The organism is Rhizobium sp. LARHSG275 (genome assembly GCF_052871115.1).
This window is the reverse complement of the sequence record NZ_JBIXJN010000040.1, coordinates 1-24760: the sequence shown is the minus strand read 5'-3', so window position 1 is coordinate 24760 and position 24760 is coordinate 1. Positions and strand designations below refer to the sequence as shown.

18 protein-coding genes and 3 pseudogenes are annotated in these 24760 nt (G+C 58.6%); 12 read left to right on the top strand and 9 right to left on the bottom strand.

Annotation, left to right across the window (positions count from 1 at the left end):
- Nucleotides 1-329: 329 nt before the first annotated feature.
- The 3 genes from ACIPSK_RS32145 to ACIPSK_RS32135 form a co-directional block, all read right to left on the bottom strand.
- Nucleotides 330-917 carry an ATP-binding cassette domain-containing protein gene (locus ACIPSK_RS32145; protein WP_172643386.1) on the bottom strand — a complete coding sequence of 196 codons (588 nt, stop codon included), beginning with the start codon at nt 915-917 and terminating at the stop codon, nt 330-332.
- A gap of 399 nt (nt 918-1316) precedes the next feature.
- Complete coding sequence (locus tag ACIPSK_RS32140; RefSeq protein WP_017968931.1) at nt 1317-1583, bottom strand: hypothetical protein; 267 nt, start codon at nt 1581-1583, stop codon at nt 1317-1319.
- A 55-nt stretch (nt 1584-1638) separates the two neighbouring features.
- The gene (locus ACIPSK_RS32135; protein ID WP_017968930.1) at nt 1639-2469 is read right to left on the bottom strand and encodes an IclR family transcriptional regulator; all 831 of its coding nucleotides are present in this window, start codon (nt 2467-2469) and stop codon (nt 1639-1641) included.
- A gap of 77 nt (nt 2470-2546) precedes the next feature.
- Between ACIPSK_RS32135 and ACIPSK_RS32130 the strand changes: the two genes are divergently transcribed.
- From ACIPSK_RS32130 to ACIPSK_RS32105, 6 genes are all read left to right on the top strand, one after another.
- Nucleotides 2547-3998: an NAD-dependent succinate-semialdehyde dehydrogenase gene (locus ACIPSK_RS32130; protein ID WP_017968929.1), complete on the top strand. Its 1452-nt coding sequence runs from the start codon at nt 2547-2549 to the stop codon at nt 3996-3998.
- A 25-nt stretch (nt 3999-4023) separates the two neighbouring features.
- On the top strand, nt 4024-5187 hold the full coding sequence (locus ACIPSK_RS32125) for an iron-containing alcohol dehydrogenase (RefSeq protein ID WP_162118136.1): 1164 nt from the start codon (nt 4024-4026) through the stop codon (nt 5185-5187).
- A gap of 47 nt (nt 5188-5234) precedes the next feature.
- A complete protein-coding gene (gene attM, locus ACIPSK_RS32120) occupies nt 5235-6026 on the top strand; it encodes an AttM family quorum-quenching N-acyl homoserine lactonase (RefSeq protein ID WP_017968927.1) in 792 nt (263 codons plus the stop codon).
- A 168-nt stretch (nt 6027-6194) separates the two neighbouring features.
- Nucleotides 6195-7370 carry an E22 family MetX-like putative esterase gene (locus ACIPSK_RS32115; protein WP_017968926.1) on the top strand — a complete coding sequence of 392 codons (1176 nt, stop codon included), beginning with the start codon at nt 6195-6197 and terminating at the stop codon, nt 7368-7370.
- 467 nt (nt 7371-7837) lie between these two features.
- Nucleotides 7838-8371, top strand: a complete 534-nt coding sequence (locus tag ACIPSK_RS32110) for a MerR family transcriptional regulator (RefSeq protein WP_017968924.1) — start codon at nt 7838-7840, stop codon at nt 8369-8371.
- A 407-nt stretch (nt 8372-8778) separates the two neighbouring features.
- Nucleotides 8779-10083: a 4Fe-4S binding protein gene (locus ACIPSK_RS32105; protein WP_162118135.1), complete on the top strand. Its 1305-nt coding sequence runs from the start codon at nt 8779-8781 to the stop codon at nt 10081-10083.
- 587 nt (nt 10084-10670) lie between these two features.
- On the opposite strand, the gene phaC is transcribed toward ACIPSK_RS32105, so the two are convergent.
- The 4 genes and pseudogenes from phaC to ACIPSK_RS32085 all read right to left on the bottom strand — a co-directional run bounded on the left by phaC (nt 10671) and on the right by ACIPSK_RS32085 (nt 15380).
- The gene (gene phaC, locus ACIPSK_RS32100; protein WP_446533127.1) at nt 10671-11780 is read right to left on the bottom strand and encodes a class III poly(R)-hydroxyalkanoic acid synthase subunit PhaC; all 1110 of its coding nucleotides are present in this window, start codon (nt 11778-11780) and stop codon (nt 10671-10673) included.
- On the bottom strand, nt 11777-12394 hold the full coding sequence (locus tag ACIPSK_RS32095) for a poly(R)-hydroxyalkanoic acid synthase subunit PhaE (RefSeq protein WP_130773633.1): 618 nt from the start codon (nt 12392-12394) through the stop codon (nt 11777-11779). Before ACIPSK_RS32095 ends, phaC begins: the two co-directional genes overlap by 4 nt.
- A gap of 95 nt (nt 12395-12489) precedes the next feature.
- On the bottom strand, nt 12490-13674 hold the full coding sequence (locus tag ACIPSK_RS32090; protein ID WP_017968920.1) for an iron-containing alcohol dehydrogenase: 1185 nt from the start codon (nt 13672-13674) through the stop codon (nt 12490-12492).
- A 99-nt stretch (nt 13675-13773) separates the two neighbouring features.
- Nucleotides 13774-15380, bottom strand: a pseudogene (locus ACIPSK_RS32085) (acetolactate synthase large subunit).
- A gap of 728 nt (nt 15381-16108) precedes the next feature.
- Between ACIPSK_RS32085 and ACIPSK_RS32080 the strand changes: the two are divergent.
- From ACIPSK_RS32080 to ACIPSK_RS32060, 5 genes and pseudogenes are all read left to right on the top strand, one after another.
- Nucleotides 16109-16198 (top strand): annotated as a pseudogene (locus ACIPSK_RS32080) (nitrogen fixation protein FixA); the annotation flags it as partial.
- 14 nt (nt 16199-16212) lie between these two features.
- Nucleotides 16213-17790, top strand: a complete 1578-nt coding sequence (locus tag ACIPSK_RS32075; protein ID WP_162118134.1) for an acyl CoA:acetate/3-ketoacid CoA transferase — start codon at nt 16213-16215, stop codon at nt 17788-17790.
- A gap of 370 nt (nt 17791-18160) precedes the next feature.
- A complete protein-coding gene (acs, locus tag ACIPSK_RS32070; RefSeq protein WP_026154670.1) occupies nt 18161-20140 on the top strand; it encodes an acetate--CoA ligase in 1980 nt (659 codons plus the stop codon).
- Between the two features lie 166 nt (nt 20141-20306).
- The gene (gene ppa / locus ACIPSK_RS32065; protein WP_017968915.1) at nt 20307-20840 is read left to right on the top strand and encodes an inorganic diphosphatase; all 534 of its coding nucleotides are present in this window, start codon (nt 20307-20309) and stop codon (nt 20838-20840) included.
- 258 nt (nt 20841-21098) lie between these two features.
- The gene (locus ACIPSK_RS32060; RefSeq protein WP_128405657.1) at nt 21099-22523 is read left to right on the top strand and encodes an ISNCY family transposase; all 1425 of its coding nucleotides are present in this window, start codon (nt 21099-21101) and stop codon (nt 22521-22523) included.
- Nucleotides 22524-22529: 6 nt separating this feature from the next.
- Here ACIPSK_RS32060 and ACIPSK_RS32055 read toward each other — a convergent pair whose 3' ends face one another.
- Nucleotides 22530-23267 (bottom strand): hypothetical protein, encoded by a 738-nt coding sequence (locus ACIPSK_RS32055; protein WP_026154642.1) that lies wholly within the window; start codon nt 23265-23267, stop codon nt 22530-22532.
- Between the two features lie 304 nt (nt 23268-23571).
- Here ACIPSK_RS32055 and ACIPSK_RS32050 point away from each other — a divergent pair, with 304 nt between their 5' ends.
- A complete protein-coding gene (locus ACIPSK_RS32050; protein ID WP_446533126.1) occupies nt 23572-24582 on the top strand; it encodes an IS30 family transposase in 1011 nt (336 codons plus the stop codon).
- On the opposite strand, the pseudogene ACIPSK_RS32045 reads toward ACIPSK_RS32050, so the two are convergent.
- Nucleotides 24579-24760, bottom strand: a pseudogene (locus ACIPSK_RS32045) (acyl-homoserine-lactone synthase); the annotation flags it as partial. The gene ACIPSK_RS32050 and the pseudogene ACIPSK_RS32045 overlap by 4 nt on opposite strands.

The window sequence follows — 24760 nt, the reverse complement described above, 5'->3', positions numbered from 1 at the left end:
AAGCGGTTTGTGGTCATCGCCAGCTTTCCTCCAACGCAAGCGGGGCGAACGAAGCAGCCCCCAGAAAAGCATCCTGCTTCCCGCCACATGCGACGATTTCTGACGCCGAAAACGGGTGCTTCGATGCTGGCCTTTGAGAAAGAAAGCAAGCGTCGGATCCAAAACCTGTCGGAAACGAGATCACGCGGTTACCGAGGGTCGCGCCCGTGATTTCGCTATGCAGGCGATGGCTCCTCGTTTCGAAATGCATTGAAGATGAAGCTGCTCTTCACACTGTTTCGCTTCTTTTGAAATGCGCGTTAAGAATGCACAGGCGCTTGCAGTGACGGTCAATCAGAAGTGATCCGACCACGGTCCAGACGATAAACCATATCGAGCCCCTTTCCGGCGTGACGGAGATCGGCGCCGGAAAGAAGGATGGAAAGACCAAGCGGCCGCAGGGATGCGATGACCTCGGAAATGCGCTTGGAAAGCGCAGGCGCGACGCCTTCGAAGGGCTCGTCCAGCATCAATAGCTTGGTGCCCGTCATGCGTGCACGACCTATGGCCACAAGTTTTTGCTGGCCGCCTGAAAGCTGCAGGGCACGGCGATGGCGGAAGTCGGCTGCCTCCGGAATGAGCGAATAGACATCGTTGAGGCGCTTCTGCGCATCTGTGACGCCGGCTGCCCATGCCGGAATAAGCAGGTTTTCCTCAAGCGAGCGGACGAAGCCGACGATCAGGGCACCGACGATGGTCGGCGCTGTGAAGGCGCCGCCGAGCGCGGCGAGGATCGAGCCGACCACAAAGGCCGACACTTTCCAGCGGCTGGCATTGATGCCCATCGCCAGCGGTGCTTCCGGATCGTGGATGACGGCGCGCAACTTGGCAGTGAATTGCAGAAACCACGTGAGAAGACCACCACTGATGATCGCCACGACGACGATAATGAGATTGTAGGTCGGGTAGACAAGGGGCCGAGATGGACTTGCCGAAAGCCCACACCGGGTCGGAGGCTATCCATGGATCGACACCCCAGATGAGCTTCACCACGTCTTCCAGAATGAGGAAGAGCGCGTTGGTTACCACTAGCAGCACGACCGGATCGCGCCCCGCGAAGAAGCGCAGGACGCCCCGTTCGACGACGAGGCCGACAACCGGGCCGGCGATCAGCGCAGCGACAACGCATTCATGCCACACGCCGTTTCGAAAGGAGGGGCGGGATCCATCTTCGATGCCAGTTGGCGCGCGAGGAGTGAAAACCGCTTCAAAGGGATTGTGGCGCCAAACGCGCGGGAAAACCCCGCGCAAGCGATGCCGCGGTGAACATTTCCCGATCACTTCAACTTATTCTTGATCCACTCTTGGCAGGTCATGCCTTCCGGTGGGTTCACCTTTTCTGGAGCGTAGCGAATCACATCGACGAAGGTCAGCTTGCCATCGACGGTCTTGGTGCGGCCATAGACCATTTCCTGCACAGCCTGGTTGCCCTTGCCCAGCGACATCTTCACTTCGCCCGAGGGACTCTGGAAGGTGGCGCCCTTGAGAGCAGCGACGGACAGCGTTAGGGTCAAAGAGCCGCCGCGTTGCTCAAACTGAGCCAACCCGACCCGGTCTCCTTCGGTCGGCGGTAAATTTCCGCTCTCTCCAAACGCTACGCTATCCTTCGACACGGACGCGTGATGAGCTGTTATGTCCCAATTGCTCGGAAAGAATGGCGGCTGACTTGCGCATCGTCTCTCCGAGTGACTCGATAAGCGCCGGAGTTGTTTCGCTTTCCAGAAGGCTGATGGCAATGCCGGCAACCGCGCATCTCGTATGATCTCGCAGAGCGGTGCCGATGCAGATCATCCCTTCTCGAACCTGACCGTTATCGATCGAAAAACCGCGCATACGTATGTCAGCCAGTTCCTGCCTTAGCGAGGCAAGGTTTTTGACGCTTCTAGAGGTGAGGGGCGAAGGAAAGTTCGCTCTGAAGAGAGCCTCGAGCTTATCATCGGGCATTTCGGAAAGCAGCATTTTGCCTGTCGCTGTAAAGGTGGCAGGAAGACGCATTCCAATCCGGAAAGTATGCCCCAGGGGCTGGTCGGAATTTCGGCAATCAACATAGACGACCTCATGCCGGTCAAGAGTCGTCAGTGTGACCGTGTAGGGAGACAGTGTGATATCGGAAGCAAAATAGTTCCGGAAAACTGAGACTATGTCCATTTCGGATAGAAAGCCGTGTGCCCAGCGCATAGGATGTGGGCCGAGCCGGAATGTGCCGCCCTGTTTGCGAACAAGGAGGCCAAGCTCTACCATGACGCCAAGTAGGCCGTGCGCCGTACTTTTTGGCAACGACATAGCCCGTGTGATGTCGGCGGCCGACATTGCGTCGCTGGAATTGGTGACAAGATCGAGGATCGAGACCGCGCGCCTGAGCGCCGGAACAGAATCGACGGATTTTCCGATAGCAGTGTCTTCCACTGGGGTGAGTCTTGCACTTGACACCTCCGATACCTCCTGTCAGGTTAGTTCAATATGGCGATATTGGTTCATCAAATTGAACTTTATGCTTGGGAGAGGTCATGGTCAATCTAAAAAAAACGGAACTGCTACGCGATCGATGCCTGATAAATGGCAAGTGGGTTGCGAGCTCTCAGAACAACGTAACCGTCAAGAACCCCGCGACGGGGGAGATTGTCGGCACCGTTCCTGCGCTGGAGGCGGCAGATATTGAGCACGCAGTAGCAGCGGCCGATATGGCGTTCCGATCGTGGCGCGCGCTTGCAGCGAAGGAAAGAGCGGCCGTCCTGCTTCGCTGGTTCGGTCTCATAATAGAAAATGCAGACGATCTCGCCGCCCTTTTGACGGCTGAACAGGGCAAGCCCCTCTCCGAAGCCAGGGGGGAAATATTCTATGCTGCCTCCTTCATTCAATGGTTTGCCGAGGAGGCAAAGAGAGTCTATGGGGACATCATACCCGCACCCACCACCAACAAGCGCATCCTGGTTTTCAAGCAGCCGATAGGTGTCTGCGCTGCAATCACGCCGTGGAACTTCCCGGCAGCAATGATCACACGCAAGGCGGCGCCTGCGCTGGCCGCCGGTTGCACAATGGTAGTTAAGCCGGCTGAGCAGACACCCCTCACGGCTCTTGCTCTCGGCGTTCTGGCCGATCAGGCAGGTATTCCCGCCGGCGTTTTCCAGATTGTGACAGGAAAAGCACGCGAGATCGGCAAGGTGCTGACGGAAAGCGACATTGTCAAAAAACTCTCTTTCACCGGATCGACCGAGGTGGGGCGAATTCTCATGGCCCAGTCGGCACCGACGATAAAAAAACTATCAATGGAGCTAGGCGGCAACGCACCCTTCATTGTTTTCGACGACGCGGACGTCGATGCCGCCGTCGAGGGTGCCGTCGTTTCCAAATACCGTAACGCTGGTCAGACCTGTGTCTGCACAAACCGTATCTACGTGCAGTCCGGTGTTTACGCCGCCTTCGCTGAAAAGCTTGCCGCGAATGTTTCTGCACTGAAAGTCGGAGAAGGTACGCAGATGGGCGTAACGATCGGGCCGCTGATTGACGCTGAGGCCATTGCCAAGGTCGAGGACCACATTAGCGATGCGGTCGCGAAGGGAGCGAAAGTGGTCGCAGGTGGCAAGCGACACAGCCTTGGCGGAACATTCTTCGAACCGACCGTCCTGACGGGGGCGACACAGGCGATGAAGATCGCCCGCGAGGAAACATTCGGGCCAGTCGCTCCTCTCTTCCGCTTTGAGACAGAGGAAGAGGCGGTCGCTATGGCCAACGATACGGAATTCGGATTGGCTGCCTATTTCTATACTGAAAACATCCGCCGAACATGGCGAGTGGCCGAAGCGCTGGAATACGGCATAGTGGGTCACAACACCGGTCAGATCTCGAACGAGGTAGCGCCATTTGGCGGCGTGAAGCAGTCCGGCCTCGGACGGGAAGGCTCCCGTTACGGAATCGATGAATATCTGGAAATCAAATATCTGTGCTCGGCGATCGCTTAAGCGGCTGACGACAAGGGAGGACTTAATGACGATCAATCCATTCGAATTTCGAACTGTCCCATCCATTGAAATGGCCTGGGGCGGAGCTAAGCGATTAGGTGAAATCATCGCTGCGCGTTTTGCCGCGCGCAAGGTGCTTTTGGTCACCGATGCGGGCCTTGTGAAGGCTGGGTTAATTGCGCCCATTGCCGCCAGCCTGGAGGCGGCTGGCTTCAGCGTGGCGATTTTCGATAGGGTTGTGCCAGATCCACCGGAAAGTGTTTTGTATGGTTGTGTCGAGGAGGCGCGGCAAGTCGCAGCCGATATTGTCATTGGTCTCGGTGGTGGCTCGTCCTTGGACATAGCAAAACTCGCGGCGGTGCTGCTCTCGTCGGCACAACCGCTCGCCGAAATGTATGGCATCGGCAAAGTTCAGGGGGGGCGTGTTCCACTGGTTCTCGTTCCGACAACTGCGGGCACCGGTTCCGAAGTCACCAACATTTCCATCATCACCACCGGCGAGACGACCAAGATGGGAGTCGTGTCGGCGCGACTCTATGCGGATTTCGTGCTCCTGGATGCGGAATTGACCGTTGGTTTGCCGCAGGTTCACACCGCAGCAAGCGGCATCGATGCGATGGTGCATGCCATCGAAGCCTATACAAGTAAGCATAAAAAAAACCCGCTTTCGGACGCGCTTGCGCGCGAGGCGTTGCGGCTTCTCGGCAGCAATCTAATCGCTGCCTGCAAGGAGCCGACAAACCGGGATGCTCGCGAAGGCATGCTTCTCGGTGCAATGCTTGCGGGCCAGGCTTTCTCCAATTCCCCGGTGGCTGCGGTCCACGCGTTGGCCTATCCGCTGGGTGGACATTATCACATTACGCATGGTCTTTCGAACGCTCTGATGCTCGGCCCAGTCCTTCGTTACAATGCACAGGCGGCTGCCCCGCTTTACGCCGAGCTTGCCGATGTGCTTGGAGTCAAGGGAAGCGGCGACACTGCGGCCCGTTCCGAGGACTTCGTTACCCATATGCAGGTGCTAATGGATAAAAGCGGCGCGCCGCGCCGGCTCCGCGATGTCGGGGTAACCGACAACAGCCTCGCCATGCTGGCCACGGATGCGATAAAGAACCAGGGGCGCCTGCTCGTCAACAATCCGGTCGAGGTTCGAGAAGAGGATGCGCTGGCGCTGTATCGGGAAGCCTTCTAAATATTCCGCAGAAATTCACCGTTCATATCACTAGGGGAGGATCCAACGTGACGGATATCCGGCTTTACATGCTTCAGTCCGGCACCCTGAAATGCAAAGTGCACAACATCAAAATGAATCAGGGAAATGGTGCGGATTACGAAATCCCGGTTCCTTTTTTCCTGATCACCCATCCCGACGGTCACACCATCATCGACGGTGGAAACGCCATTGAAGTCGCGACGGACCCGCGCGGCCACTGGGGCGGTATTTGCGATGTGTACTGGCCGGTGCTTGACAAAGACAAAGGATGCGTCGATCAGGTCAAAGCTCTCGGCTTCGATCCGGCGGATGTTAAATATGTCGTGCAGTCCCACCTGCATCTCGACCATACCGGCGCGATCGGCCGCTTTCCGAATGCCACGCATATCGTGCAGAGAGCCGAATATGAATACGCCTTCACGCCCGACTGGTTCGCCGGTGGCGGCTACATCCGCAAGGATTTCGATCGCCCGGGTCTGAAATGGCAGTTTTTGAACGGCACTCACGACGATTTTTATGATGTTTATGGCGACGGAACGCTGACGACGATCTTCAGTCCTGGCCATGCGATGGGCCATCAATCCTTTCTCGTCCGCCTTCCCAATAGTGAGCCGCTGCTTCTGACGATCGATGCCGCCTACACACTCGACCATTGGGAAGAAAAGGCGCTGCCCGGCTTCCTCGCATCGACGGTGGATACTGTTCGCTCTGTACAGAAGCTGCGCACCATAGCGGAAAGGACGGGGGCAAACGTCGTCACCGGTCACGACCCCGATGCGTGGTCGACCTTCAAGAAGGCACCAGAGTATTACTCTTGAGAAGTCGCTACGGTCTGGACGCGACATGCTCCTACAGGGGCGAATAGGCCCCTGGAAACTGAGAAGTTTTGACCTGGATCAATGTGAAATCCGGTGACCAGGATACGGCTTTGAAAGGCTGAGGCCACCGCTTTGTTTCGTTGGTAATCCCGACCAAGGAGAAAATAAATGCGCCTGAAAATACTTATCACTGTCGCCATGATGGCCGGCCCGGCATTGGCATATGAGCCTTTGGTTGAGAAGCGCGAATTTACCCTAAAGAACTTCGTGACAAGTGGAGGCAGGACGGTTCCCGAAATGCGGCTGGGGTACGAAACTTATGGCACGCTGAACGACGCCAAAGATAATGCCATCCTGATTCCGCATTATTTCAGTGGAAACAGTCACGCAGCGGGAAAATATAAGGAGGCGGATGTAAGCGCCGGCTATTGGGATGCGATCATCGGGTCCGGCAAGCCCATCGACACGGACAAATACTTTGTCGTGTCGGCCGACACACCGGTCAATCTCGGAGCCAACGATCCGAACGTCATCACCACCGGACCGGCGACGATCAATCCCAAAACAGGAAAGCCTTGGGGTATGGATTTTCCAATCATGACGATCGGCGATTTCGTGGACACGCAGAAAGGTCTTATGGACCAACTGGGAATCGAGAAATGGCATGCGGTCATGGGCGCCTCCATGGGGGGGCTGCAAAGCTTTGAATGGGCAGCACGCTATCCTGACAAACTGGAGCGAGTGATTCCAGTCATTTCCTCTGGTTGGGCAGATGCCAATCTGATCGCGTGGCTGGACGTCTGGGCGTCGCCTATCAAACTGGATCCAAACTGGAATGGTGGAGATTATTACGCAGGCCAGGCGCCAAAAGCAGGGCTGGCTCAAGCCCTGAAGACTTTAACACTGCAGGCAAATTCGGCAGAATGGACCGACGGTACATTTGGGCGGAACTGGGCCATAGAAGGTGCAGATCCCGGGCAGAGTTGGGCGAATGACTACAAGGTCGTCACGAAGCTGAACGAGGCGGGCGCAGCACGCGTTGCCCAGTCAGATGCGAACCATTTCCTTTATCTGGCGCGGGCCAATCAGTTGTTCGTCGCTGGACAGCCCAAAGACAGCCTGTACAAAGGGCTCCTGGATATCGATGTACCAGTGATGCTGATCTATACCGATGAAGACCTGATTTTTCCTGGAAACGCAGTGCGAGAGACTGGAACGATTATCAAAACCGATGGTACGCCGGTCGAATTCGTCGAACTGGAAGGTACGCGAGGGCACATGGATGGCTTATTGAGCATTGCTCAGGCGGGAGAGCGAATTCGAGCATTCCTTGAGGTCAAATAGGAGCGGGCGCGCGGGCCCTCACCTTTTGCTTAAGGCGAGCCAGCGGACGTTGCCATCCTCGTGGCGGGGTTCGGCCACGCCGCTGTCCTCGGAGTCCATAAACAGAAAATAGTGGCCGCGGCACGTCCAAGACATCCAAGGGGTCCGCGATGGTCTCACTCGCGGCGAGGCGCCATGGAAAACGATGAACGCCGGGTTGCCGCCACGCTCGGCGCCGCGTTTCATGATCTCGTTGACGCCCGGAAACATCAGGATCTTGCCGGCTGACTGATAAATTCGCTAGCGTCGCTGTTGCGAGTGATCGAACACATGGTTATGAAATCCGGCACTGATTTGACCCGCCACGGGGTACTTTTATCGAAATTCACCCGTGTCTTCCCTTTACGCGATTTGCAAACATTGCAGCTTCACGACGCTTGGGTCGAGCGTGTCTCTAACCGGCAAAATTGCGCAACAAAAGTGCCGAGATGAACCCGAAAAAAATCTACACCATTGCGGAAGCTGCACGTAGTGCGGGATCTACTCCATCGACGCTTCGGCTTTGGGAAAAGGAGGGTCTCGTTTCACCGGATCGCACCAAAAAGGGCCACCGGCGGTACGACGATGACCACATTGAGCAGTTAAAGCGAATCGCATCGCACAGAGCAGAGGGGCAACTCACCATCGCGGGGATCCGCGAAGATTTCGGGAACTCTTCACCAGAAGCGGGCACCCCTCGGGACGCGAGTGATGCCACTCCGGAAATGAAGAAGCCGGAGCACCTCGAAGACGATAACACCCGGTTGAAACGGATGGTCCTAAGCGAGATGTCGGCGATCCGCGAAATCGTCGAAGTCGAGGCGCCTTCGCCAGAAGCGGGCACGCCTCGGGACGTGAGTGATGCGACTCCGGAAATCAAGAAGCTGAGGCAGTTCGAAGACGAAAACGCGCTGTTGAAACGAACTTTCGCAGAGCTGACGCTGCTCCGGGAGAGGTGGCAGGAGGTCCGGCGAAAGCTCTAACGCCCGCTCTGAAGCGGGGTGTGGTGAAAGACATGTGCCGAGATCGATGGTCGCGATCCGGCATGCCTGTGGAACGGTTGAACTTCGGTCGGTGTCTACTGCCGCAAACAACCACTGATCAGCTAAGATGGATCCAGCAGCTCAATCAGCCCCGCGTCAATCGCTTCTGCGCGGATTATCCCAACGACCCGGCTCGGCGCTGACGAGCCTGAGCGACGCACATCGCGACCTCCTCGCGATCAAGGCGTAGCCGGAATGACAAACAGGGCGCGCCTAATCCCAACCATACGTGCTTGCATCGTCCGATCTTACAAAGCGCACAGTCTGAGAATAGTTACTGTCGTCAATATTCGCGAATATACCCTCGCCAGCGGGCCAATGTCATCTTAGAGAAGCGGGGGTGTTTGATGCTCTCATCGGTGCCAGAGCGGAAAATGCTGTATGTGCGAAGCCTGTTGCTCATGGCTTGGCTCACCCTGATCATGTCTCTTTTTTGGGATCCTTATTCCGCTGGACTGACGGGGCCTGTCAAGGAAACCAGCCCTTTAAGCGTCGCACATCATGCTGTCATCGTGCAGGGCGTGGAGCTTCGTGTTGAGCCGTATGCCCTCGGCACTCGGGTCTTCTGGACAATCGTGATACCGATCATGCCGTTGTTCCTTATCGTATTCGGACACGAAGCATGGCGCCGCGTGTGTCCTCTATCGCTCGCCTCCCAGATACCGGGGCTCGTTGGCCTGCAGCGTTATAGCAGGAAAGTAGATCGCCGCACCGGCGCCATTCGCAAGACCCCGCAAGTGATCAGCCGGCAGAGTTGGCTAGCCCGCAACAGTTGGTATGTGCAGTTCGGGCTGCTATTCATTGGGATTGTGGCCCGGATTCTCGTCATCAACGCGGATCGTAAGGCCATGGCCATCGCGTCGCTTTCGATCATCAGCGCTGCGTTCGTGACCGGTTTTCTGTGGGGCGGTAAGACTTGGTGCAATTATTTCTGTCCGGCTAATATCGTTCAGAAAATCTACACCGAACCTGGGGGGATCCTCGAAAGCCATCCCCATCATCTTCGCCCCAAGCTTCCCCAATCCATGTGCCGGAAGGCAACTGCGGACGGTGACATAGGCGCGTGTGTGGGCTGTGTGGCGAATTGCGGCGACATTGACCTGCAGCGCGCTTACTGGAGCGACGTGCTTGATCCACAGCGCCGGAATGTCTACTATATGTTCTTCGGCCTCATTATCGGGTTTTATGAATACTATTATCTCTACGCGGGCAGCTGGGATTATTACTTCTCTGGTGTTTGGACCCATGAAGAAGGCATATGGGAAAAACTGCTCAAGCCAGGTTTTTACCTCTTTGGTCAGGCTTGGCCCATGCCGAAGGTTTGTGCTGCGCCTCTAACGCTCGTTATCACCTGCACATTGTCACTTGTTCTGGGCCGCACACTTGAGAAACTTCACCGCCGGTGGCGCTCGCGCGACAATAGCAAGTCAGAAATACTGACTATCCACCATTGCCTCACAGTCGCTTCATGGTCATCCTTCAATTGCTTCTATGTTTTCGGCGGCCAGCCCAACATCATCCTGCTGCCTGAGCTGGCTGGCCGTGTCATCGATATCATTATCGTGGTATCGAGCACAATTTGGCTGTACCTCGTCGTTCACCAAAACCCATGTCGATACCAACACGAAAGCAGGACACGAACAGCTCGCTGACGCTATCGGCAGGCTAGCGTCGCGACTCGGAATCTCACCTGCGAGGCGGAAATCGCCAACGGGTCCGCAATGGTTAGTCGCTAAGACAAGTTCTAGATGTCTACCATGGGGCGGGATCGCGAATTTCGTGGGGAGAATTCTCTCTCCGGCGGTCCGGCTGCGCTTCGGCTGAAGTTTCGGTATTGGGGTCGAGAATTGCCACTTTGATGGCTTTGCCAGCCTTCCAGCAGCAGTATCTGTGCCGCATGGAGGTGCAGGTCATCGCCAATCGCCTTGATCTATCGGGAACCACCCACGCGCGCTCTTGCATGCACGAAATCCACTGTCATCGACCACGATGACATAGAAGGGTTCATGTCTCATAGGCTGACTTTTCCGACAACCAGGCGGACCGCCATCTCGCACGACTTCAAGACGCCGGAAAGATAATTGAGCGTTCCGGGCTCCGATCGCGCTTTTGGATTCCTCGGCCTTGCCCCGATTCCCCGTTCACGATCAGCGGGATATATCCGGATAGGCATCCTATCGCACGAACAGATTGTCGCGACGGTTTCGCGGGAGCAAATCTGATTTTTCATAGCAATCGCCTACTCGTCCCGTACCTTGAGCCATTTGGCTATGATTTCGGCGAGACTGCCCTGCGATTTGTTGGAAACAAACAAGCCGACATGCCCGCACTTAAGCCCAATCTCTTTATACTCGGTCCTGCCGATCTTGCTGCCGAGCGCCTTGGAGCAGGCCGGCGGAATAATGTGATCGTTCAGCGCGAAGATGTTGAGCACGGGCGCGACAATCGCGCGAAGGTCGACGATGCGGCCCGACAGCTCGAACCTGCCCTTGACCAGGAGGTTCTCCTGATAGAACTCCTTCAGCCATTGCCTACCGGCTTCGCCCGGGTGGTCCGGCCGGTCGGCCAGCCATTTTTCCATGCGCAGGAAATTCATCAGCTTGTCCTTTTCGCCGAATTTTTCGAGGAGGTCGACATTGTACTTAGTGAGCGAGCGCATTGGCGTCATGAGCGTGAAGATCGAGCCCATGAATTCGCCGGGGATGACGCCGCCCAACGCATCAATAATAAGGTCGATATCCTCGGGCGCAAGCGAGCGCGTCCAGGTATTGAGCAAGCCATGGTGGGCCGCCGCGCCGTCGATATCGGCGTGGAAGTCGATTGGCGTGCCGGCTAGGACCAGATTCTCGACCTGCTCCGCATGGAGCGCCGCATAGCAGGTGGCGAGGACGCCGCCCTCACAGATGCCGTGCAGCGTGACTCTGTCATGGCCCGTCGCGCGGCAGATCCATTGCACCGCCTCGTGGATATAGTCGTCGACATAATCGTCCATCGTCAGCCAGCGCTCGCCGCGGCCGGGCTGACCCCAATCGATCAGCCAGAGGTCGATGCCCTTGTCGAGCAGGCTGCGAACCAGCGAGCGGTCGGGCTGGAGGTCCAAAAACGTGTAGCGGCCGATCAGGCCGTAGACGATGAGAACCGGCGTGTCGACGGTGCGCTCGGTCGTCGGCTCGTAGCGGAATAGCTCCACCTTGTCGCGGCGCATGACGAGCGTCTTAGGCGTCGCTCCGATATCGACATCCACGTTGCCGATGCCGGCGAGCAAGTCCGCCGCCTTGTGGAACCTGCTGAGATTGTCGGCGCAATACTTCAGGAAGCTGTTGAAGGTGGTGTCGCGAGGTTCGGTCATGGCTTATCCCTTTCCTGGTTGTCCGGCGGCGCCGCATCTTCGACCGGATCGCGCTGCGCCCTAAGGCTGGCGCGCACCTCCCGCCTGAGTTCCGTGATCTGGCGCGCCAGCTCGTCGAAATCGTGTTGGGTCGGAACGCCGCACAGCCGGCCGACGCTGTCCCCCACTTCCTGCTGGCGAATGCGCAAGTCCAGGGCGGCGCGCAACAATTCACGCTGCGCGGCGAGGAAATCCCTCGAGCGCATGTTGCTGATCAGTTCCTTGTCGGCGATGTCGCGCCACGCTTCGAAGCCCTTGCGCCAGCCGAAATCCTTGGGGTCTTCTTTCTCCGTGTCGGCGAACGACGCGATGTAGCGTTCATAGGCTTTGCCCCACGGCACGGAGGCGATGGCGTGATAGAACGCCATTCGTTGGGACACGTCCATCCAGGCCGCCATCAGCGCGTAGAACTGCCGGTTGAGGTGGCACATGTCGGTAAGGCGCGGGGCTTCCACCATGCGCTTGATGATTTCCGACATCTCGTCGCCCTGCGCGACGGCAAACAGGCTGCTGTCGGCCGCGCGCGTGGTGAAGAAGGGCATCATTGAGTTGAACCACAATCTTTCGAACGTCACCTGCTTGCTCCATGTTGCCGCGCCACATTTCCGTGATGCGCAGCAGGTTATGAGAGAATTCCGGCCGGTCCTCCGAACTCGGGGCCGTGGCCGGCTCACTCGTCCGCGGCCGGGCCGCGGCCCGCAAGCGCCTTGGCATAGATCGCCCGAGCCTGGTTGTAGTCGAGCTCGCGCGGATTGTTGACCAGTAGGCGCTTCTCGTGCTTCATCGCATCCTCCGCCAGCTTGGAAAGATCGCCTTCGCCAATTCCGACTGCCGAAAGCGAACTTGGCACTCCGCAATCGCGGCAAATCGCCTCGATCTCGGCGACGAAGGCCGCAGCGTCCGCAGCATCGGACTGGCGGCGATAGCCGGGCTGGATAACCTCGGAGAGCTCGGCATAGAGCGCTTCGGCCGCCGGCCGGTTGAATTCCAACACGTAAGGCAAGACCAGCGCAATAGAGAGGCCGTGCGACACATGGAAGATCTCGCCGATTGGATAGGCGAGGGCGTGCACCGCGGCAACCGGCGAATTGGCAAACGCCATGCCGGCCAGCATGGAGCCGAGCAGCATTTTTGAGCGTGCTTCGAGGTCCAAGCCGTCCGCGCACACTTTCCTCAGATTGGCCGCCAGCAGCGCCAGCGCCTTGAGCGCGCACAGGTCGGAAATCGGGTTCTTCTTGTTCTTGCTGGTATAGGCCTCGATCGCGTGCGATATGGCGTCCATGCCCCCCTGGGCGGTAATGTTCGGTGGCAGGCCGAGCGTCAGTACGGGATCGAGGATCGCCCAGTCCGGGATGAGGCGCGGCGAGATCACCGCCTTTTTCTCGTTGGTCGGCGTCGTTACGATGGCGATCGGCGTCACTTCCGATCCAGTGCCCGCCGTGGTCGGCACCAGCAGCAGCGGCAGCCGCTCGCCGGTGGCAAGGCCGATACCATAGAGATCATCGAGCTTGTCTGGAGTTTTGGCGAGATAGGCGACGAGCTTTGCCGTATCGAGCACGCTGCCGCCGCCGATCGCCACTACAGCGTCGCAGCCGTGCTCGCGGCAGATTTCTGTTGCCGCTTCGATGACATGCGATGGCGGATCGGCGACCACGCCGTCGAAGACGGTGAGCGCAATGCCGGCTTCGGCAATCGCCGCTTCCGCATTGCGCGTCAACCCGTGCGCCCGCACGACCTTGTCGGTGACGAGCAGGACATGGGCGACCTTGTAGTCCTCGAAGAAGCCGGCGATCTCGCTGGACGCGCCTGCCCCGAAACGGATGTTGGGCGGGGTATGGAAAGTAAATGGCTTCATCTGTTTAGTCCTTCTGTTTGGCTCTCTCGGGCGGCAGGGCCTGCCGCTTCGAGAAGCGATCCTTGCTGTCGACCGCCCGCCGGGGCTCCCAAGGGAGGTTCATTCCGGGTCCCTCTCGCCGGCGAGCAGTCGCTTGTACTTCGAATCATCGACCCGCACTGCGACCACGTGCACCCCACCGCCCTCGAAAGCGGTTTTCAGCGCCGGCACCAGATCGGCCATCGTTTCGACGAGAGTACCCTTGGCGCCACAGGCTTCGGCCCACTTCACGAAATCCGGATTCTCAAACCTGGTGCCGTAATTCGGGAAACCTTTGCCCCTTTGCTTCGCTTCGATCATGCCCCAGCAGTCGTTGACCACGATGACAACGACGAGGTTGAGCTTGAGTTCGATGGCCGTCATCAGTTCCTGACCGGTCATCTGAATACCGCCGTCGCCGCAGACCGCCATCACACGGAGCCCGGGATTCAGTATCGCCGCCACGATCGCTGAGGGCAGGCCGGCGCCCATGGTCGCGAGCGTGTTGTCGAGCAGCAGTGTCTTGGGGTGATTGGTCCGATATCCGCGGGCGAACGGGATCTTGTATAAGCCATTGTCGAGCGCCACGATGTCTTTTTCCCCCATGACCTTGCGCACGGCGTGCACCAGCCCATCCAGCGTGACCAGTCCAATTTCTTCATCGGCGCCGTCGCAATTAAGGGCGAGGATCCCCTCGCGCAGCGGCAGCAATGCGCCGGCATTGGGCAGCTTGCCCTCGAGGCGATCTGCCAGCGCCGCGACAGAAGCGCCGATGTCGCCGATGACTTCGAGGTGCGGCCGATAGGCCTGCGTGAAGGACGCAGGCTGATGTGCGATGTGAATGACCTCCGGCCCGCCCTCAGACATGATGAACGGAGGCTTTTCGCACTTGTCGTAGCCGACCGCGATGATCAGGTCGGCCTTGTCGACGGCGACGTGGACATGGTCACCTTTGGAAAGCGCCGCCGTGCCCATATAGAGGTCGGAGTCCTCGGCCATGACGCCCTTGCCCAGTTGCGTGGCAAAATAGGGGATGCCGAGGCGGCGTGCGATGTCGCGGAGTTGGGCGATCGAGTGCTCGTCGAGGCGGCTTGCCGCCCCACCCACCATGATCAGCGGACACTTGGCTGCAAGGATCATTTTCGCCGCGCGATCGAGGGTTTTCGCAGTCATGATTAATTCTCCTCACCTTCTTCGGCCGCAATGTCTTCCGGTATCACAACAAACACTGGCCCCGGCTTTTCCTCCTGCGCGATACGGAATGCGTCACTGACGACTGGCCGGATCATTTGCAGCGACTCGATTTGGACTGCGAGCTTGGTCAGCGGTTTCATCACGGAGACGAGGGGGATGACCTGAAAGTGCCCATGGAAGCTGCTTTTGATCGGCTTCTGGCCGGCAATCATCACCAGCGGAAATCCGCCAAGATGCGCATACGCAGCGCCGTTGGGGAAGTTGAGCCCGCCCGGGCCGCAGGTGGCGAAGCAGACGCCTGGACGGCCGGTGAGCCGGCCTTCGGTGGCGGCCATGAGGGCCGCACCCCACTCGGTGCGGGTCGGCACGAACGTGATGTCCGATTTGCGCAACGACTCCACGAAGTCGAGGTTTTCCTCGCCGGGGACGCCGTAGACGCGCTCGACGCCCCGTTTCACAAGCACCCGCACAAGAATGTCGGACCCCTTGACCATGCGTTTCTTCGAGGACGTCATGCTACTTCCCCCTTGTTCCGTTAACGCGCTTAGGCGTGGGCGTGTAGGCGGCTCCCCACTTGGCGTAATCCGCCTTGCCGTTCCTCATTTCCTCACCCGCTTGACAAAGAACGCTTTCTTTCGACGCAGAGCAGCCATTGTCACTTCCTTCACGTGTTCGAACCGACCGAGGAGATGCCGCGACATCGGACGCGGCTGGTTCCGTCGCAGCCCGAGAACAATTTTCAAGCGTCGTGCCAGACTGGGCGGATTGATGTGGCAGAACGGAATTTGGTGCTGCCGCAAACACTTAGAGGGATAAAATACCGGACCGAAGAATCCTAAGACGTGTCACGAAGTCGACAAAGGAAACGACAATGTCGACACATGTCGTGTTGCTCCTGAAGAGGCAGCAGTGGGTCGGCTTCAATGCGCAATACTTCTCGGTCGAATGAGCTGCGCTTGATGCAAATGCTGGCTATGGAAAGCGGCCCGGTTCTCTAGCGAAATCGGTTGCGGTTAAAAACCACGCAAGCAGTGTTGCGCCCCTGCCAAGCGCATGCAGCGACCCGTGTCGCAAACCTGACAAAGCTGTTGCACTGTCGACGACTAGCCAACCCGAGTCCCCCCGAAATCCGCCAGCTGATCTCCGCGCAATCGGCTTGGCACGACGAGTGCTAGGACCGACCGAGACACAAAAGCTACATTCGGTTGGAGCCAAAGACAGCATGAATATCGTGGTCTGCATAAAGCAAGTGCCTGACTCCGCACAGATCCGGGTTCATCCGGTTACCAACACGATCATGCGCCAAGGCGTGCGGAGGGGACAACGATGAGGGACAAAATTTGCTCCGCCACCAAAGCCGTCGCGATGATCCGTCCAGACGCTACAGTTGTCATTTCCGGCTTCGTCGGCGTCGGTACGCCGGAGGCGGTGCTCGCCGCCCTCCAAAGGCGTTTTCTCGAAATGGGCGAGCCGCGCGCTCTCACCCTCGTCTTTTCCGCCGCCCCGGGCGATGGCAAAGACAAGGGCCTCAATCGACTGGCGCATGATGGGCTGGTGAAACGTCTCATCGGTGGGCATTTCAAGCTGGTGCCGGAGCTGACGCAACTGGCGCTCAGCGGCAAGTGCGAGGCCTACAATCTGCCGCTCGGTGTCATGTCCCATCTCTACCGCGAGATCGCCGGGGGCAAGCCCTGGCTGCTCACGAAAGTCGGGCTTGGGACCTTCGTCGACCCGCGCAACGGCGGCGGCAAGATGAATTCCAGAACGACGGAAGACCTCGTCGAGCTGAGGGAATTCGAGGGCGAGGAGTGGCTCCTTTACAAAACCTTCCCCATCGATGTCGCTATCTTACGCGGCACGACCGCCGATCCATCCGGCAACGTCACTATGGAAAAGGAGGCTGCGACGCTCGACAACCTGTTGCTCGCCATGGCGGCCAAGGCCAGCGGGGGTATCGTCATTGTGCAGGTCGAGCGTATCGCCCCCGCCGGCTCGCTGCACTCGCGTGACATCGAAATCCCCGGCCACCTGGTCGATTACGTCGTCGTGGCGCAACCTGAAGATCACATGCAGACCTATGGGACCCATTACAACGGTGCCTTCTCGGGCGAATTCCGGGCGCCGCTGGACAGCGCCCCCTCCATGAAACTGGATAAACGCAAGATCATCGCGCGACGCGCCGCCTACGAACTGCGGATGGGCAGTGTCGTCAATCTTGGCATTGGCATACCGGAAGTAATTGCGACGGTCGCGGCGGAAGAGAACATCATAGGGTCCGTCACGCTCACCACCGAAGCCGGTAGCATCGGCGGCATCCCGCAGGGCGGGCTGGACTTCGGCGCGGCCATCAACCCGGAAGCGATTTTAGACCAGAACCAGATGTTCGATCTCATCGACGGCGGCTGGCTGGACGTCGCCTTTCTAGGCTTCGGGGAGGTCGATGCGCAAGGCAATGTCAATGTCAGCAAGTTCGGTGGCGGCTTCCCCGGGGCCGGCGGCTTCATCAACATCTCGCAGAACACCCCACGCCTCGTCTTCTGCAGCACGTTCACCGCCGGTGGCCTGCTCATCGAGGTTCGCGATGGCAAGCTCGCCATTCTGCAGGAAGGCCGGCACATGAAGTTCGTCGAAGAGGTCGAGCAGATCACCTTTTCGGGCAAATCTGCCCGCGACAGGCACCAGGCCGTGCTCGCCGTCACCGAGCGCTGCGTCTTCTCGCTGACCCCCGACGGATGGGAATTGATCGAGGTCGCGCCGGGTATCGATATCGAACGCGACATCCTCGCCCATATGAAGTTCCGGCCGATCATCCGCAATCCGCGAGAGATGGCGGTGGCGATCTTCACTGACGGTCCGATGGGTCTCGACAAGATCCATCCGACGCTTCGTAACCCTATCATTTGAGGAGAAACCAGCCATGTCGACATCGCAGACCCCGGATATCCAGACGCTAACCAACCAGATCAATGAGATGCTTGCCAAGTTCAACATGCCTGGCATCGATCCGGCAGCACTTGTTGAGGAACAGGCCAAGAATATCGAGGCCGTCGTGCAGGCCTACGGCATCGCGGAAAAGCAGCTGGAATTGTTCCACGCGGCTTCCTCACTGCTCCTAATGATTTTTGCTGATGCGGGACTTGCCAGCAAGGACCGCGTCGAACTGGCGAAACAGGCTTACGAGATGGCGCTGAACGGTTCGCGCGAGATCGCCAGCATCGCGGCCAAGGCCGGTGAGGACGCTCCGCCCTCCCAGCCTCTTGAAGGGCCAAGGACAATGAAGGGCAATAAAAAGGCGGCATGCGTCTATCCAGTTCCGAAGGAATGGGCCGAGCGCGCGTTCATCGATGCGCAGCACTACGAGGCAATGTACGCGGCCTCGATCGCCAACCCCGAGGAGTTCTGGCGCGAACACGGCAAGCGCATCCACTGGTTCAAGCCTTACAGCACCGTCAAGAACACCTCGTTCGAACCGGGCGAGGTCTCGATCAAGTGGTACGAAGATGGCACCACCAACGCCTCCTATAATTGCGTCGACCGGCATCTGCACGAGCGGGGCGACCAGGCTGCCATCATCTGGGTGGGGGACGACCCGACGGATGGCGCCTGCATCACCTATCGCGAACTGCACGCACGAGTGATGAAATGGGCGAACGTCCTGAAGTCGCAGGGCGTCCGGAAGGGGGACGTCGTCACACTATACCTGCCGACGGTCCCCGAGGCGACCTATGCGATGCTCGCCTGCGCGCGCATTGGCGCGGTCCATTCGGCGGTTAGTACAGGTTGGGCGTCCAATAGCCTGGCAAGCCGCATCGCCGATGCGGGGAGCAAGGTCGTGGTCACCTGCGACCAGGGCCTGCGCGGCGGGCACAAGTTGGAGCTGAAGGCCGCTTTGGACGCCGCGCTGGACAAGCTTCCTGGGGTGGTAACAAGCGTCATAGTGGTCAAGCGCACCGGCGCGCCCGTCGGCATGCTGAAAGGCCGCGACCACTATTATAACGAACTCTCCGACACTGTCCCGGAACAATGCCCGCCAGAGGAGATGAAGGCGGAAGACCCGCTATTCATCCTATTTACGTCCGGCTCGACGGCCAAACCAAAGGGCGTGGTGCATACGACGGGCGGTTATCTCGTCTATGCCGCCATGACGCACCAATATGTCTTCGACTATCATGACGGCGACATCTACTGGTGTACTGCCGATATCGGCTGGATCACCGGCCACAGCTACATGGTCTACGGGCCGCTCGCGAACGGTGCAACGACGCTTATGTTCGAGGGTGTCCCGACCTATCCGAACGTGTCTCGCTACTGGGACATCATCGACAAGTACAAAGTCAGCTTGTTCTACACCGCCCCCACGGTGATACGCTCGCTGATGGGATCGGGCGAAGGGGCGGTGAAATCGTATTCGCGTGCCTCGCTCCGCCTCCTCGGGTCGGTCGGCGAGCCGATCGACCCCAAAAACTGGGAATGGTATCACCGCGTCGTCGGCGACGGTCGCTGCCCGATCGTAGACACCTGGTGGCAGACCGAGACCGGCGGCATCCTAATCACGCCGCTTCCCGGCGCCACCGACCTGAAGCCTGGCTCCGCCAGTAAGCCCTTCTTCGGCGTAAAGCCTGAGATCGTCGACGCGGCGGGCGACGTGCTCCACGGCGTTGCAGACGGCAACCTGGTGATTGCCGACAGCTGGCCAGGCCAGACGCGCACACTGTACCGTGACCACGAGCGCTTCGAGCAGGAATATTTCTCCCTCTATTCCGGCAAATATTTTACGGGCGATGGCGCCCGGCGCGATGCAGACGGCTACTATTCGATCACGGGCCGTGTCGACGACGTCATCAACGTCTCCGGCCACCGCGTCGGCACGGCGGAAGTCGAAGCCGCCCTAGTCGCCCACCCCAGCGTTTCGGAAGCCGCGGTGGTCGGATATCCACACGAGATCAAGGGGCAGGGCATCTACGCTTACGTCACCCTTATCGACGGCGAGGCTGCCTCTGACGACCTGCGCAAGGAACTCGTTTCCTGGGTGCGCAGGGAGATCGGCCCGATCTACACAATCGACAAGGTCCAGTTCGCGCTCGGCCTGCCGAAGACAACCACGGGAAAAATTATTCGCCGCATCCTGCGCAAAATCGCCGAGGACGATTTGACCGCACTCGGCGACACCTCCACGCTCGCCGAGCCTTCGGTCCTCGAGCACCTGATCGACAACCGACTGAATTGGAATGATGGTGACGACAGCACAAGATGAACAGGTGGGTTCCGGCGAGTTGCCGCGCCGGGACCCACGTCGGGGCCAGAGAAGGACAGCCCGCGCCAGACGGACGTAGGAAACGATGAGATTGATCGTGGTTGGACCGCCGTCGTGATCATCGCCGGTGTAGCTTGCCTGACTACATTAACGAAAAGGGGCCTCCATGGTTTTTGATGCGATTTCCGTTGGCAAGAACCCGCCGGACGACGTGAATGTCATTGTCGAGGTGCCGGTCGGCGGCCAGTCCATCAAGTATAAAATGGACAAGGAAGCCGGCGCACTCGTCGTCGACCGCTTCCTCTCTACGTCGATGACCTACCCGGGTAACTATGGCTTCGTGCCGCACACTCTGTCAGGAGACGGCGATTCGATCGACGTCCTGATCTTTGACAGTCGACCACTCGTTGAGCGTTGCGTCATAAACGTGCGTCCGATAGGTGTTCTTGTCATGGAAGAGGATGGCCGCAAGGACGAGAAGATCATCGCCGTGCCGGTAGCGGATTTGACGCGCCTCTACGATAGGATTGAGAACTACACCGACCTGCCGGAAATCTCACTGAAGCAGATCGAGCACTTCTTTTCGCACTACAAAGATCTGGAGCTCGGCAAGCGGGTGAAGATAGCCGGCTGGAGGGACGTCAACGCCGCCAAGAAGATGATTAGCGATGCGGTCGGCCGCTACAATTCGCAAACATAATCGCCAATCGGGAGAGCCAAATAAGGTGGCGCGAACTGGTCAGCGGAGTCCTTGCGCGGCCTGGACCGGAGGCAACCTCGTTATGGTTCCATAAGTATGCTTACGCCACTTCTTTATGTAAGGGCTATTTAGTAATGCGACAGTTGGGCCAGTTAGAGATGCGACAGTCTCGCCTCTCGACGTACTGGTCAAAGCCAACGTTGGGAGCAAGGATGACGATCTTCAGCCTGGTCGAGACCATGAGCGGTCGGAGTCGTCATGTCCTTTATGATCACCATGTCGCAGAAAGAGTTGCATCGCCTCGAAGTCATCCAGAAGATCCGTGACGAACGCCTGAGCGTTGTCCAGGCCGCCGAGCTGCTTACGCTTAGTCGAAGTCAGGTCCATCGGCTGCTACAGGCCTATGACCGGGATGGTCCAGCCGGACTCGTTTCCAAGAAGCGATCGCAGCCGAGCAACCGGCGCCATAGCGAGGAGTTTCGCAATGCGGCGCTGGATCTCATCCGCGAACGCTATCTGGATTTCGGTCCGACGCTGGCTCGCGAGAAGCTGATCGAGCTGCACCGGATCTCGGTGGCCAAGGAAACGCTGCGGCAATGGATGACCGAGGCCGGCATCTGGGTTTCGCGTCGCGAGCGTAAGAAGCGGGTTTTCCAGCCACGCGGCCGGCGCGACTGCTTTGGCGAACTGGTGCAGATCGATGGTTCGCATCACTGGTGGTTCGAGAACCGCGGCCCCAAATGCGCCCTGCTCGTCTATATCGACGATGCGACCGGCAAGCTGCTGCACCTGCGGTTCGCCGGATCAGAGAACACGTTCGACTATCTGCATGCGACTAAGGCGTATTTGCAGCAATGGGGCAAACCTCTCGCGTTCTACAGCGACAAACATGGGGTTTTCCGTAGCACGCATGCGTCAGAGAAAGACCGGACGAGCGGCCTGACGCAGTTTGGTCGTGCGCTTTATGAGCTGAACATCGACATTATCTGTGCCAACACTCCGCAAGCCAAGGGCCGTGTGGAACGCGCCAACCAGACATTGCAGGATCGGCTGGTGAAGGAGATGCGGCTTCGCGGCATCGATACGATCGAAGCTGCCAATGCCCATGCGCCTGAGTTCATTGCGGATTTCAATTCGCGGTTCGGCAAGCAACCGCGCAATCCGAAGGACATGCACCGACCGCTGGCCGAGCATGAGAATCTCGATGGCGCCATGTGCCGGAAGGAAGTCCGCACGTTGTCGCAGTCGCTGACGCTCCGTTACGACAAGGTCTTGTTCATTCTCGATCCGACCGAGATTTCCAGGCCATTGGCGGGTAAGAAGGTCGTTGTCTGCGACTACCCGGACGGCCGCCTCGAGATCATGCACGAGAGCTTCACCCTGCCCTACAGAACCTTCGATACATTGCGGTCGGTCCACCGGGCAGAGGTTGTCGAGAACAAGCGTCTCGACGACATGCTTTCCATCGTCGCCGAGCTGCAGGCTGGGCGGGAACAGCAGCGCAGCAAGAGCGGCCCTCGCCGCACCGGCCAGACGGATCATATGTTCGGTATTCCCGATGGCAGCCAGGGCAATGGTTATCAGAAGCGTGGCCGCAAGCCTGGCCGGCGGACGGACTTCATGAATGATCCGGAGGTGATTGCCAAAAGGCAGAAGGCGTTGATGAGGCAGCCAGCGGAATGAAGTTCGTCAGTGCACGCCGATGTCGCTTTGCGTATCCGATTCCAACTGCAGGCAGGCTGCCCAAAGTGGCGTCTTGTGGAAGGATCCGTCCTGGAGAAGAGTGAGCCCCTCTCGTGCCTCATAGAGCAAGCCGAGCCAGCATAAGCGTCGAAAGACGCCGTACTGGAGATCGGATTTCAACTCCCAGGCTTCTAAGGTCATTTCCCTGTCCGACAGAGGCGCCAAGTCTGGATAGAGGATTTTCACAACGTCCATTGGCGTGCAACCTTCTCTGGCCTTGATATTGAGAAGATTGAGGAACATGCGCCACCAGCGTAACCGCGCTCGGACCTCCTCTTCCCGCTCGGTGGCGTGGACATACGAATAGAGATAATCCGTGGCGACCAGATCGAAGAAGGCTTGCGGGTTCACCAAAAACTCCCGGCCGCGTTTGGTTGGCAGCAGCACGTCCTTTTTTCGGCGAAGAAGTTTCAGATGACGGGCCATGTCGCGCACGACCCAAAGCGGCGGCATGTCGCTTTCATTGAGCACCTTGTTCATGCTGTAGAGGTCTTCGGCTGTGAAGCTTGGCCAGAGGAAGTGCACAGCAGCCCAATGCACGAACTTGCGGTTCATGGCGCCGGTCGCAGTCAATCCTATGCCACCCTCACCGTCAGCATAGGCAACCGAAAGAAGCATGCCGCGAAGAAGTGGTGACAGCGCGGCGACATCGACGTGCCCCTGCAGGTTGATTTCTGGAAGCATCGTGCGGCTTTGATCTCCAACCTGCGCCATGCAAGTGCCAGCGAGTATCGAGCGACAAAAGAACAATTGCCAGTGAGAAAGCTAAAGCCGAAGGGAGTGTCATCACCCGCCCCCGCTCCGCCCTTTCAACCCGGCCCAGCCGGCCGGATCGGGGGCTGACCGACGGTGCTAGTGTCGCGTTTCTAACTGGCTGGCGAAGTCGCGCCACTAATCAGCTTTGACACTTTATGTAGCCGGGGTGGGTTCAAGGATGAAGTGCGACTTGCAATAGATAACAACGGTTTATCCCTGCAAGGAACGAGATATGAAGCGCACCTACTCCCAGATCGATATGGAGGAACGCCGCAAGATTGCCCGCTGGCGCAAGGCTGGGATCAGCGTTGACGTGATCGCCGAGAAGCTGCACCGGCATCGCTCAACGATCTTTCGTGAGCTGCGCCGCAATACGTTCGAGGATCGCGAGATGCCGGACCTCAACGGTTACTACTGCGTGATGGCCAATGACATGGCGCGAGAACGGCGTGCCAAGCTGCGCAAACTTGCCCGGTTCTCGCAGCTGCGCCAATCGGTGATCGAGCGCATCATGCATGGCTGGTCGCCACAACAGATCGCTGGCCGATTGCAGCTTGAGCGCCATCCGATCTCCGTCAGCCATGAGACGATCTATAAGTTCGCCTATTCCTCGGACGGTCACGCCATCAAACTGTGGCGACACCTGCCGGAGCATCGTGCCAGACGCCGGCCGCGGCACGCCAGACGCCGCCATGGCAGGCGGTTCACCCCGGATGTCAACATTCTCTACCGGCCAGACGCCGTCGCCGAGCGCAAACAGTTCGGGCATTGGGAATGCGATCTCATCCAGTTTCGCAAGAAGTTCGGAAAGGCCAACGTGACGTCGCTGGTCGAACGGGTCAGCCGATTTGCCGTCCTGCTGCGCAACAATGACCGGCAATCGAGGCCGGTGATGGACGGCCTGATCCAGGTGCTACAATCCCTGCCCCACCTCGCCCGTCGCTCGATCACCTTCGATCGTGGCACGGAGTTCACCGACTGGCCTTACCTGCAGGCCAGCATCGGAGCGCAGACATGGTTTTGCGATCCGCAATCCCCGTGGCAGAAGGGCACCGTCGAGAACACCAATAGACGGGCCAGGAAATGGCTTTCGAGAGAGGTCGATCCACTGTCTCTCAGCGACCGCGATCTCACCGAGATCTGCAACCGCCTGAACGCAACGCCACGCAAATGCCTCGGCTACAAAACACCGGCAGAAGTCTTCCGCCAGAAACTCCTCGCGCAAATCAGGCGTACCGGTTAGCCTCTATCAGCCTGCAAGTCGCGCTTCGCCATGAATTCACAGTAATGCAAATGGTGCAAAGTAGCATCGGGCTTCAGCGGATTTCGAGCCTCCGGCTCGAGCAAGAGGGTGCTTCCTTGGATAGAATAGAGTTGATGATGCTTCCTCAAGCCAGACATGGAAGGCTTTGCCTGGATTG

What these genes read in the sequence shown, in the direction of transcription:
- ppa (WP_017968915.1), top strand. Translation starts at nt 20,307, where the DNA reads ATGGTTTTTGATGCGATTTCCGTTGGCAAGAACCCGCCGGACGACGTG.
- ACIPSK_RS32060 (WP_128405657.1), top strand. Translation starts at nt 21,099, where the DNA reads ATGTCCTTTATGATCACCATGTCGCAGAAAGAGTTGCATCGCCTCGAA.
- ACIPSK_RS32075 (WP_162118134.1), top strand. Translation starts at nt 16,213, where the DNA reads ATGAGGGACAAAATTTGCTCCGCCACCAAAGCCGTCGCGATGATCCGT.
- ACIPSK_RS32090 (WP_017968920.1), bottom strand. Translation starts at nt 13,674, where the DNA reads ATGAAGCCATTTACTTTCCATACCCCGCCCAACATCCGTTTCGGGGCA.
- acs (WP_026154670.1), top strand. Translation starts at nt 18,161, where the DNA reads ATGAAGGGCAATAAAAAGGCGGCATGCGTCTATCCAGTTCCGAAGGAA.
- phaC (WP_446533127.1), bottom strand. Translation starts at nt 11,780, where the DNA reads ATGACCGAACCTCGCGACACCACCTTCAACAGCTTCCTGAAGTATTGC.
- ACIPSK_RS32130 (WP_017968929.1), top strand. Translation starts at nt 2,547, where the DNA reads ATGGTCAATCTAAAAAAAACGGAACTGCTACGCGATCGATGCCTGATA.
- ACIPSK_RS32125 (WP_162118136.1), top strand. Translation starts at nt 4,024, where the DNA reads ATGACGATCAATCCATTCGAATTTCGAACTGTCCCATCCATTGAAATG.
- ACIPSK_RS32115 (WP_017968926.1), top strand. Translation starts at nt 6,195, where the DNA reads ATGCGCCTGAAAATACTTATCACTGTCGCCATGATGGCCGGCCCGGCA.
- ACIPSK_RS32110 (WP_017968924.1), top strand. Translation starts at nt 7,838, where the DNA reads ATGAACCCGAAAAAAATCTACACCATTGCGGAAGCTGCACGTAGTGCG.
- ACIPSK_RS32055 (WP_026154642.1), bottom strand. Translation starts at nt 23,267, where the DNA reads ATGCTTCCAGAAATCAACCTGCAGGGGCACGTCGATGTCGCCGCGCTG.
- ACIPSK_RS32105 (WP_162118135.1), top strand. Translation starts at nt 8,779, where the DNA reads ATGCTCTCATCGGTGCCAGAGCGGAAAATGCTGTATGTGCGAAGCCTG.
- ACIPSK_RS32050 (WP_446533126.1), top strand. Translation starts at nt 23,572, where the DNA reads ATGAAGCGCACCTACTCCCAGATCGATATGGAGGAACGCCGCAAGATT.